This is a genomic window from Arthrobacter sp. Y3221157 (genome assembly GCF_059089865.1).
Window position 1 is genome coordinate 18,560 of the sequence record NZ_JBNHFD010000048.1, and the last position, 9,701, is coordinate 28,260.

A 9,701-nucleotide genomic window follows, 5' to 3' on the forward strand; every position below is an offset into this window, starting at 1 on the left:
GATGGAGTCGTGAGCCTGTTGATCACTTTTACCGAAGTTTTGCCGCAGCAGAGCAACGGAATGCACTGCGGTACGCCCATGGAACTGGTGACTCCTGCCATCGGGGGTGGCGCCGTGGTCTACACCTTCGAACCGGAAGGACCAGGAGCGGTGGAACTGCCGCCGGTCTGGCGCTGCCAGTGCGGTTTCCAGCTTGACGCCTGGCAGCCTTACACTTCCACCGCCTGGCACGCCACGCCGGCGGCCACTCCTGTCGAGGCCGCTGCACCGTACGCCGCATGAGCCCGCCCGCCCTTGCACCCCCGGTTCGTGGGCGCCGAGAAACGCGTCCTGCCGCAGATGGCGTCCTCGCTGGACGGTACCTGCTGCGTGAACGCCTGGGACGCGGTTCCGTCGCGGAGGTGTTCCGGGCCGTTGACATCAACGGCGGGCCGGATGTTGCGGTCAAGCTGGCAGTGGAGAACTCGGACAAGCAGCACGGGCGCTTCCGGAACGAAGCGGCTGTCCTGGCAGCCCTTCATCACCCGTCCATCATCAGGTTCATTGCGCAGGGCGTCATGCCGTCCGGCGGTCCGCACGGCGGACTGCCGTTCATTGTGGAGGAGCTTGCACTGGGAACCAGCCTTGCAGAGGCCGTCCGCAGCAACAGCAAACATCCCGGGGAGGTAGCCGGCTGGGCGGTCGGGCTGTTCGGCGCGCTCGCCCATCTGCATGGCCGTGGGCTGGTGCACCGCGACATCAAGCCCGCAAACCTGATGCTGAGTGGATTGCGGCGGAGTCCGGTGCGAATCATCGACTTCGGCATCGCCGCGGCGGCGGGGTCGGCGCCGGAACCCGGCATATCATCCGGCACCGTGCACTACATGAGTCCAGAGCAGGCATCCGGCGGGGAAAGCGAACCGTCCTGGGACGTTTACTCCATGGGGCTTGTCCTCTTGGAACTCCTGACCGGGGCCAAGGCATTTCCGGGGACCGCCATCGAGTCACTGGTGGCCCGAACGCTCCGCAGCCCCCATATTCCCGACTCGCTGCCGCCCGCCTGGCAGTCCTTCCTCCGCTCCCTGACGGCGATGGACAGTGCAGAGCGGCCGACGGCGGCAGAGGCCGCGCGGATGGCGTTCCGGCTTCTCCCCGAGTCCGCCCATGAAGCCATCAACCCCTGCCGCAGGACGGCTGTTTTTCCTGCCCGCAGGATCCGACAGCTCGTCTAGGGGCCGGTCACGTCCCTGCCCGTGGGGTCCTCCGCCGTCGGGTCTGCCAGGGCCAGCCCGCCGATCGGGCTTCCATCCCAGTGAATCAGCTTCCAGCCGGCGTCGGGATCGCCTTCGAGGGCCACGATTCCGGTGTTGGCCAGCACATGGCGGGCAGCGAATTCATGGTCGGCGTCCTCGGCACGGCGGCCCGCCCAGGTTCGGATCGCGGCGCCATGGCTTACCAGCGCGGCGGTTCCATGCTTGCCCCGGAAGGCACGTTCCACTACTTGCTCGATAGCGGCATCAAAACGTTCAAAGAAGGCATGGCCGTCAGGTCCCCCCGGCATGCGCCGGCCAAGGTCGCCGGCGGCCCAGGAGATGACCGTTCCCATATACCGCTTGTGCGACTCGTGGTCCGTGAGTTTTTCCAGCGAGCCGGCCTCGATTTCATGCAGGCCATCGAGCACTTCGACGTCAAGGCTGCGCAGCCTGCCCAGCGGAGCAGCTGTGATTTGGGTCCTGATCAGCGTGGACGCGTACAGGGCACCGATTGGTTCATTGGCCAGGGACCGCGCCATGGCTTCGGCCTGCCGCTCACCGAGTTCTGTCAGTCCGGGCCCCGGATGGGCGGTATCCAGCTGGCCGAGGACGTTGCCGGGGGTCTGTCCGTGGCGGATGAGCAGCAGCTTCATGCTCTCCAGTTTCGCACCCCGGGGACCCGGCTGCGGACCCGTCAGCTGCCCCTGATAACGCGAAGGCGCCGGGCCTTTCCAAGCCCGGCGCCGCCGTCGTAATTCTCCTGCGCCCTGCGGCGGACCTACTTGAGGTGGTCCACCAGCTGGTCCGCGATGCCCGTGTATTTGCCCGGTGTCAGCGCGAGCAGCCGTGCCTCCGCATCGGCGGAAAGGCCAAGGCTCTGCACGAACTCCCGCATGCGCGCGGCATCAACGCGCTGGCCGCGGGTGAGGTCCTTGAGCCGCTCGTAGGGGTTCTCCATGCCCTTGACGCCGGCAACGGCCTCGGCACGCATGACCATCTGGATGGCTTCGCCCAGCACTTCCCAGTTCGTGTCCAGGTCGCCGGCCAGCACGTCCTCGGCAACGTCCAGGCGCTCAAGGCCCTTGGCCACGTTGGAGATGGCCAGCAGCGAGTGCCCAAACGCGACGCCGATGTTGCGCTGGCTGGAGGAGTCCGTGAGGTCGCGCTGCCAGCGGGAAGTAACCAGTGTCGCCGCCAGGGTGTCCAGCAGGCCGTTGGAGATCTCCAGGTTCGCTTCGGCGTTCTCGAAGCGGATCGGGTTCACCTTGTGCGGCATGGTGGAGGAGCCGGTGGCCCCCGCAACCGGGATCTGCGCGAAGTAGCCGATGGAGATGTAGCTCCAGATGTCGGTGCAGACGTTGTGCAGGATGCGGTTGAAGCGGGCCACGTCGGCATACAGCTCCGCCTGCCAGTCGTGGCTTTCAATCTGGGTGGTAAGGGGGTTCCAAGTCAGTCCCAGGCCCTCTACGAAGGACCTGGAAACCTGCTGCCAGTCGGCGCCGGGAACGGAGGCAACATGGGCGGCGTAAGTGCCGGTGGCGCCGTTGATCTTGCCCAGGTACTCGGTCCTTGCGATCCGGTCCAGCTGCCGGTTCAGGCGGTGAGCGGTGACCGCGAGCTCCTTGCCCAGGGTGGTGGGCGTGGCCGGCTGCCCGTGCGTCCGGGAGAGCATGGGGACCGAGCGGTTGTCCTCCGCCATCTTGCTGATCTGGGCCACCAGGGCGCGGGCGGCGGGAAGCCACACGTCCTCCACAGCACCCTTGACGCCGAGGGCGTAGGACAGGTTGTTGATGTCCTCCGAGGTGCAGCCGAAGTGCACCATGGCCGTCAGGTTTTCGATGCCGATGCCGGGAAGGCGCCTGCCGATGTAGTACTCCACGGCCTTCACGTCGTGAACCGTCACGGCTTCGATTTCCGCGAGTTCGGCCACGGAAGCGGCATCGAATTCGGTGACGATGGCACGGAGCTGGTCCTGCTGGTCCTGGCTGAGCGCACCGGCGCCGGGGAGAACGTTGTTACTGGTCAGGTGGATAAGCCACTCAACTTCGACAGCCACACGGTCGCGGTTCAGGGCAGCTTCGGACAGGTAGTCCACCAGCGGCGCGACGGCGGACTGGTAGCGGCCGTCCAGGGGACCGAGGGCGATCTTTTCCTGTGACGCGGCGAGGGCCAGGCGTCCTGAGGGCGTACGTGTATCAGCTGTGGCGGCAGTTTCAGGCATGTGCTGATTCTTTCACGAACTCCGGTGGCCCCCGAAGCGTGCCTGCCCACGTTACTTGTCCACATAGCCGACGGCGGTGCTGGGGATGGTGCCGGGCTTTCCTTAGCGTTGGCGCATCAGTAAAGCGATGCGGGCCGGCGGGAGCTGCCCGGGAGGGGAATGTGTCATGGGGAACGTGTGGGGGGACGGCATGCCGGGAGCCGCGGACCATGTCGCCGCCGATCTCATGCCACTGGCCGGGCGGCTTGCATCGTGCGTGGCAGGAGTCGAGGAAGTCATAGCCGGACTGCGTGAGATCCAACTGCTCGACTGGCAGTCGCCGGCCGGCCAGGCTTACCGGAACACCGTCGCCCGGCAGGGTGCTGCCCTGCGTCAGGCATCGGACTGCCTGGAGGAAGCCAGGGCCGCCGTTGCACGCCACGCCCAGGAGAGCTTCACGGCTGCCCTTGCCAAAGGCCAGCTGTAACGCACGCCGGACAACCCATGGACAACGACCGCATCCAACTGTTCGGCCCCGGCAGGGACGGACACCTGACGATTCGGGGCGGCAGCAGTGGCATCAGCGTCCAGCTCGAAGAGCTGACAGCCGGCGCGGAGAAACTGGATGCCCTTGCCGGGGACCTCGTTGCCGTGGAGCAGGAAGCGGGACGGGTCCTGGACCACCTCTGCTGGGCTGACCGGCAGCCGGCGTGGTCCGGGTCCGCGCACCTTGCCGCCGTCCGGAACAGTCAATGGCGCGTCCAGGCCGCCAGGGCGGAGTTGCAGCGCATCAGCAGCCAGATTCGTGCCTGCCTCCGCGACTACGAGGACGCGGAGTGGCGTGCCAACGTGGGCCGGTTCTTCGGCATCACCAGGGTGGAGGAGTTCAGCAGCTCGTGGGACACCATGGCGGCAGCAGGAGTCCCGGACCGGCGAACCACGGAATCCATCATCACCATGCTGGGACTGGCGGCTCCCGACGTCCGGGCAAGGATTGACCAGGAACCCTTCGTCCGGGACGCCCTGATGTTCCTGGTGGCAAATTACGTCCCGCGGCCTATCGCCGTACGGCCGCAAGAACCCGTCCGGGTGGAGCTGGATACGTCGCCCGCCGGCCTTCTGGAGCGGATCCGGGACGTCGATGCCCGCGGTCCCGGACACGTTGAGGTGCTGGAGGTGGAGAACGGCGGGGAGGCGACGTACGTGGTGGTCCTTCCCGGCACCCAGGCGTCAGGAAGATACGCGGGCGGTGACAACCCCTTCGACGAAGCCGGCATTCTGGAAGGAATGCTGTACGGCTCGGAGGAACTGAACCAGGCCGTCCTTGATGCTTTGGCATTGGCCGGGGCGGAACGTGGCGCGGCCGTGGTCGCGGTGGGCTACAGCCAGGGCGGAATCCATGCCATGAACCTGGCTGCCGATCCCCGCGTCCTAGAACGGTACGACGTCAAGTATGTGCTGACGGCGGGCTCCCCGGTGGCCGGAACCAGGCCCGGAGAGGAAGTCAGCGCACTGCATCTTGAGCATGAAGCAGACTGGGTGCCTGGAAGCGATGGTGCGGCCAACCCGGAAACCCGGAACCGGGTCACCGTCTCCACGTCCACGCCTGTCTCGTCCCGGGAGGATAAGGGGCTGGGCCCTGGCCACAGCTTCGATGGGTACCAGGAAGCGGCGCGCCTCGTGGCCGACAGTAACGATCCGTCCCTGGTGCACTCCACAGCGGTGCTGGCCGGCGTCCTCGGAGCCGGCGGTACGGCTACGGCCACCCGGTTCTCCCTGTCGCGCACGAAGGGCCCTGCGCAAACGCTCACCCCGCAGGACCCCCGCGCCCATGAGCGGGGGCACGGCGGGCGGTAGCCCGGGCGCCGGGGCTAGCGCTTCCGTGCCCCAGGCAGCACGCCGGCCACAACCGAAACCAGCGAGATGATGATTGCGGCCAGCACAGCGGTCCAGAAGAAGGAGTCGATGGTGAACTCCACCGGCGTGTAGCTGCTGATCCAGGACGTCAGGTAGAGCATGGCCGCATTGATGATGATGGTGAACAGCCCCAGGGTCAGGATGGTGATGGGCAGGGCGAGGAACCTGACCAGCGGCCTGACGAAAGCGTTCACAATGCCAAAAATGGCGCCAATGAACAGGTAGGCCAGGACAAGCCCGACGGCGTCGGTGCCCTCCGTGACGCCGCTTTCCGCAACGGCTTCGGAAGCGGCGGAGCTGGAGATTTCCAGTCCCGGCAGAAGCCAGCTCGCCACCCACAGCGCTGCGGCGTTAATGATGATCCGAAGAATGAAGGAGCCCATTGACCCATGCTTGCACAGGGCCTTGCACACGGGAGGGCGGGACGGAGAGAAGTAGGCTGGGTTGCATGACGTCTTCAGAGGCCCTGGCCGGCGGGATTCCGCCGCGCCCGGTGGTGGGCCGGCTGCCCCGCTATGCGGCGGGGAAGCCGCCAGTCGCCGTCGAAGGCTTGGCCAGCTACAAGCTCTCCTCCAATGAGAACCCGCTTCCGCCGCTCCCCGCCGTCGTTGAGGCCATCACGCGCCAGCAGGACTTCAACCGCTATCCGGACCCGCTCAGCAGCCGTTTGCGGGCGGCCCTCGCCGAATTCCTGGACGTCCCGGCGGATGACATCGTCACCGGAGCCGGCAGCCTGGGCGCGCTGAACCAGGTCCTGGCCACGTTTGCGGGCCAGAATGACGACGGCAAGCCCGATGAGGTCATCTACGCGTGGCGGTCATTCGAGGCCTATCCCATCAGCGTCGGACTGGCAGGCGCCGAGAGCGTCCGGATCCCGGTCACCGCCGATGGCCGGCACGATTTGGCAGCCATGGCCGCCGCAGTCACCGCCCGCACCAAAGTGATCCTCCTGTGCACGCCCAACAACCCCACCGGTCCTGCACTGGCAGCAGCCGAAACTGAAGCCTTCATCCGCTCCGTGCCCTCCAACGTGGTGGTGGTCATCGATGAGGCGTACCAGGAGTTCGTCCGGGCAGCTGACGCCGTGGATGGCCTGGTCCTCTACCGCAAATACCCCAACGTGGTGGTGCTCCGCACGTTTTCCAAAGCCCATGGTTTGGCAGGGCTTCGCGTGGGCTACAGCGTGTCCAATCCGGGGCTCACGCAACACCTCAGGGTGGCCGCCACCCCGTTCGCCGTGTCGCAAATTGCAGAAAAAGCCGCAATCGTTTCACTGCAAAATTTTCCGCAGGTTGTAGAAAGGGTACAAACGCTTGTGGATGAGCGGGCCCGGGTGGAAACCGGCCTGCGGGACCTGGGCTGGGCTGTTCCCGATGCCCAGGGAAACTTCGTCTGGTTGGCCCTGGGTGCTGACAGTACACGCTTTGCAGACCTCGCCGCCGCACGGGCCCTGTCCGTCAGGGCGTTCCCAGGGGACGGGGTCAGGGTCAGCATCGGAGAGCAGGAGGCCAACACCCGGTTCCTGCAGTTGTGTGCGGACTATACAAAGCCCTCAGGTGCTTCCTAGCGCTTAACAAGTACCCCCGCGCTTACCTACTGAAGATAAAGTTAGGATCAGTAAGCCAATGTATATGCCGCAAGAGGAATGTATTCCCTAAGAGGCATATATCCCAGCGACATGCATTGCATCCGGATGCGGCAAGCAAGGAGACGGTATGGGCACACATCTGCCTTCCACCGAGTTTGACGGAACAGCGGTAGACGACCAGCGGGAAGCTGATGCGGAAGCCGTCATGGGCGAGCCCGCGGCCCAGATGGTGCAGCTGCTGGGACCTGATGGCAAGCTCGGCGCCGACCCGATCTACAGCAAGTACGCGGACAAGCTGACGCCGGACCGCCTGCGCGGGCTGTACGCGGACATGGCCGCGATCCGCCGGTTCGATGTTGAGGCCACCGCCCTCCAGCGGCAGGGGCAGCTTGCCCTGTGGGTTCCGCTGACCGGACAGGAAGCAGCGCAGATCGGCTCGGGCCGGGCGAGCCAGCCGCAGGATTACATCTTTCCCACCTACCGGGAACACGGCGTCGCACTGACCAGGAACGTGGACCTTGCGGAACTGCTCCGCCAGTTCCGCGGAGTGTCCAATGGCGGCTGGAACCCGAAGGACACCAATTTCCACCTGTACACCCTGGTCCTCGCCGCCCAGACACTCCACGCGGTGGGCTACGCCATGGGCATCCAGCGGGACCAGAAGCTGGCCGCGGCGGCCGGCACGGCCGGGCAGGAACCGAACGCCGCTGTGATTGCCTACTTCGGCGATGGCGCCAGTTCCGAAGGCGACGTCCACGAGTCCATGGTCTTCGCCTCCTCCTACAATGCCCCCGTGGTGTTTTTCTGCCAGAACAACCACTGGGCCATTTCCGTCCCCACCAACGTGCAGACGCGCGTTCCGCTGTCCAACCGGGCCAAGGGCTACGGCTTCCCGGGCATCCGCGTGGACGGCAACGATGTGATCGCGGTGCACGCCGTCACCGAGTGGGCCCTGGAGCACGCCCGGCAGGGCAAGGGCCCTGTCCTGATCGAGGCCTTCACCTACCGCGTTGGTGCGCACACCACCGCTGACGATCCTACCAAGTACCGCCATTCGGCTGAAGAAGACGCCTGGCGTGCCAAGGATCCGCTGCTCCGGCTGGAGAAGTACCTCCGTGCCGAGGGCCTGGCGGATGATGAATTCTTCGCCAGGGTCAAGGCCGACGGCGACGAACTCGCGGCCTATGTCCGGCGCACCACCCATGACCTAGAGACTCCGGACATCCGCTCCGCCTTTGCCAACACCTATGCCGAGGCCCACCCCCTGGTGGCCGAGGAACTGGCATGGTTCGAAGAATACGAGGCCGGGTTTGCCGGTCTGGACTCCTCCGCGGAACAGGGACAGGCAGCAGCAAAGGCAGGCCACTGATGACCACCATGACCATCGCCAAGGCGATCAACCAGGGCCTGCGTGCCACCTTGGCCGGCAATCCCAAGTCGCTCCTGATGGGCGAGGACATCGGTCCCCTCGGTGGCGTGTACCGGGTGACCGACGGGCTGATCGGCGAGTTCGGCCCGGACCGGGTGGTGGATACCCCGCTGGCTGAATCCGGCATTATCGGCACCGCCATCGGCCTGGCCCTGCGCGGCTACCGGCCGGTCTGCGAGATCCAGTTCGACGGGTTCGTCTTCCCCGGCTTCAACCAGATCACCACCCAGCTGGCCAAGATGCACGCCCGCAGCAATGGCAACCTCACGGTGCCGGTGGTCATCCGCATCCCCTACGGCGGCGGCATCGGGTCGGTGGAGCACCATTCAGAGTCGCCCGAAGCGCTGTTCGCCCACACCGCAGGGCTCCGGATCATCACCCCGTCCAATCCCCACGACGCCTACTGGATGATCCAGCAGGCCGTGGACTGCCAGGACCCCGTGATCGTCTTCGAGCCCAAGCGCCGCTACTGGCTCAAGGGCGAAGTGGACACCGAAGCACCTGGCCACGCTGCCGACCCCTTCAAGGCCCATGTCCTTCGCGAAGGCACCGACGCCACCGTCGTCGCCTACGGGCCGCTGGTCCCCGTCGCCCTCGCGGCCGCCAACGCCGCCGAGGAAGACGGCCGCAGCGTGGAAGTCATCGACCTCCGCTCCATCTCGCCGCTCGACTTTGACACCGTCACCGCCTCCGTTCAGAAGACCGGCCGCCTGATCGTCGCCCACGAGGCGCCCACGTTCGGCGGAATCGGTGGCGAGATCGCGGCCCGCATCAGCGAGCGGGCCTTCCATTCGCTTGAAGCCCCCGTCATTCGCGTGGGCGGCTTCCACATGCCGTACCCCGTCGCGAAGGTGGAGGAAGACTACCTTCCGGACATCGACCGCATCCTGGAGGCGCTGGACCGCGCCCTCTCCTACTGAGGACACCATGACTCTCAACAAGTTCAACCTGCCCGACGTCGGCGAGGGCCTGACCGAGGCCGAGATCGTCTCCTGGAAGGTCAAGCCCGGCGACGCCGTTGCCATCAACGACGTCCTCTGCGAAATCGAAACGGCCAAATCCATCGTGGAACTGCCGTCCCCCTTCGCCGGGACCGTCACCGAACTGCTGGTTCCGGAAGGGGTCACCATCGACGTCGGCACGGCCATCATCAGCGTCAGCGACGAGGTGGAAGGCGATCCAACGCCCGCGGACGTGCGCGCCCCGGAAGTACCCCTGCAGCCGGTGTACGGCACGCTGCCGGCTGGTGAAGAGGCGGCAAAGGACGACGCCGGCGCCCAGGACAATGCCCCGGCCGGCGGTCCGCTGGTGGGTTCCGGCCCCAAGGCCGACGCC

11 protein-coding genes are annotated in these 9,701 nt (G+C 66.2%); 8 read left to right on the forward strand and 3 right to left on the reverse strand.

Annotation, left to right across the window (positions count from 1 at the left end; genetic code table 11):
- The first annotated feature begins 9 nt into the window (after positions 1 to 9).
- Together AC5RTT_RS12925 and AC5RTT_RS12930 are read left to right on the forward strand one after the other, a co-directional pair.
- Positions 10 to 282, forward strand: coding sequence for a hypothetical protein (locus AC5RTT_RS12925; protein ID WP_494145532.1), 273 nt, complete (start codon positions 10 to 12; stop codon positions 280 to 282).
- Entirely contained in the window at positions 279 to 1,211 is a 933-nt protein-coding gene (locus AC5RTT_RS12930; protein WP_494145533.1) for a serine/threonine-protein kinase, read from the forward strand. Before AC5RTT_RS12925 ends, AC5RTT_RS12930 begins: the two co-directional genes overlap by 4 nt.
- Here AC5RTT_RS12930 and AC5RTT_RS12935 read toward each other — a convergent pair.
- Positions 1,208 to 1,885, reverse strand: coding sequence for a histidine phosphatase family protein (locus AC5RTT_RS12935; protein ID WP_494145534.1), 678 nt, complete (start codon positions 1,883 to 1,885; stop codon positions 1,208 to 1,210). The two genes, AC5RTT_RS12930 and AC5RTT_RS12935, sit on opposite strands and share 4 nt — an antisense overlap.
- Positions 1,886 to 2,010: 125 nt before the next feature.
- A complete protein-coding gene (purB, locus tag AC5RTT_RS12940) occupies positions 2,011 to 3,453 on the reverse strand; it encodes an adenylosuccinate lyase (RefSeq protein ID WP_494051909.1) in 1,443 nt (480 codons plus the stop codon).
- 166 nt (positions 3,454 to 3,619) lie between these two features.
- Between purB and AC5RTT_RS12945 the strand changes: the two genes are divergently transcribed.
- Both AC5RTT_RS12945 and AC5RTT_RS12950 read left to right on the forward strand, forming a co-directional pair.
- On the forward strand, positions 3,620 to 3,919 hold the full coding sequence (locus AC5RTT_RS12945) for a hypothetical protein (protein ID WP_494145535.1): 300 nt from the start codon (positions 3,620 to 3,622) through the stop codon (positions 3,917 to 3,919).
- 17 nt (positions 3,920 to 3,936) lie between these two features.
- Positions 3,937 to 5,289, forward strand: coding sequence for a WXG100 family type VII secretion target (locus AC5RTT_RS12950; RefSeq protein WP_494145536.1), 1,353 nt, complete (start codon positions 3,937 to 3,939; stop codon positions 5,287 to 5,289).
- 14 nt (positions 5,290 to 5,303) lie between these two features.
- Here AC5RTT_RS12950 and AC5RTT_RS12955 read toward each other — a convergent pair whose 3' ends face one another.
- On the reverse strand, positions 5,304 to 5,732 hold the full coding sequence (locus AC5RTT_RS12955) for a phage holin family protein (protein ID WP_494145537.1): 429 nt from the start codon (positions 5,730 to 5,732) through the stop codon (positions 5,304 to 5,306).
- A gap of 65 nt (positions 5,733 to 5,797) precedes the next feature.
- Between AC5RTT_RS12955 and AC5RTT_RS12960 the strand changes: the two genes are divergently transcribed.
- The 4 genes from AC5RTT_RS12960 to AC5RTT_RS12975 form a co-directional block, all read left to right on the forward strand.
- A complete protein-coding gene (locus AC5RTT_RS12960; protein WP_494145538.1) occupies positions 5,798 to 6,916 on the forward strand; it encodes a histidinol-phosphate transaminase in 1,119 nt (372 codons plus the stop codon).
- A 148-nt stretch (positions 6,917 to 7,064) separates the two neighbouring features.
- Complete coding sequence (gene pdhA / locus AC5RTT_RS12965) at positions 7,065 to 8,306, forward strand: pyruvate dehydrogenase (acetyl-transferring) E1 component subunit alpha (protein ID WP_494145539.1); 1,242 nt, start codon at positions 7,065 to 7,067, stop codon at positions 8,304 to 8,306.
- Complete coding sequence (locus AC5RTT_RS12970) at positions 8,306 to 9,286, forward strand: alpha-ketoacid dehydrogenase subunit beta (protein WP_494011517.1); 981 nt, start codon at positions 8,306 to 8,308, stop codon at positions 9,284 to 9,286. Before pdhA ends, AC5RTT_RS12970 begins: the two co-directional genes overlap by 1 nt.
- Before the next feature lie 7 nt (positions 9,287 to 9,293).
- Positions 9,294 to 9,701, forward strand: a 408-nt coding sequence (locus AC5RTT_RS12975; protein ID WP_494145540.1) for a biotin/lipoyl-containing protein, incomplete at its 3' end; no start/stop codon positions are given.

Bases quoted from the DNA above. Each gene is read 5' to 3' on its own strand.
- AC5RTT_RS12955 (WP_494145537.1), bottom strand. From the start codon at position 5,732: ATGGGCTCCTTCATTCTTCGGATCATCATTAACGCCGCAGCGCTGTGG.
- purB (WP_494051909.1), bottom strand. From the start codon at position 3,453: ATGCCTGAAACTGCCGCCACAGCTGATACACGTACGCCCTCAGGACGC.
- AC5RTT_RS12970 (WP_494011517.1), top strand. From the start codon at position 8,306: ATGACCACCATGACCATCGCCAAGGCGATCAACCAGGGCCTGCGTGCC.
- AC5RTT_RS12950 (WP_494145536.1), top strand. From the start codon at position 3,937: ATGGACAACGACCGCATCCAACTGTTCGGCCCCGGCAGGGACGGACAC.
- AC5RTT_RS12935 (WP_494145534.1), bottom strand. From the start codon at position 1,885: ATGAAGCTGCTGCTCATCCGCCACGGACAGACCCCCGGCAACGTCCTC.
- AC5RTT_RS12960 (WP_494145538.1), top strand. From the start codon at position 5,798: ATGACGTCTTCAGAGGCCCTGGCCGGCGGGATTCCGCCGCGCCCGGTG.
- AC5RTT_RS12930 (WP_494145533.1), top strand. From the start codon at position 279: ATGAGCCCGCCCGCCCTTGCACCCCCGGTTCGTGGGCGCCGAGAAACG.
- AC5RTT_RS12945 (WP_494145535.1), top strand. From the start codon at position 3,620: ATGGGGAACGTGTGGGGGGACGGCATGCCGGGAGCCGCGGACCATGTC.
- pdhA (WP_494145539.1), top strand. From the start codon at position 7,065: ATGGGCACACATCTGCCTTCCACCGAGTTTGACGGAACAGCGGTAGAC.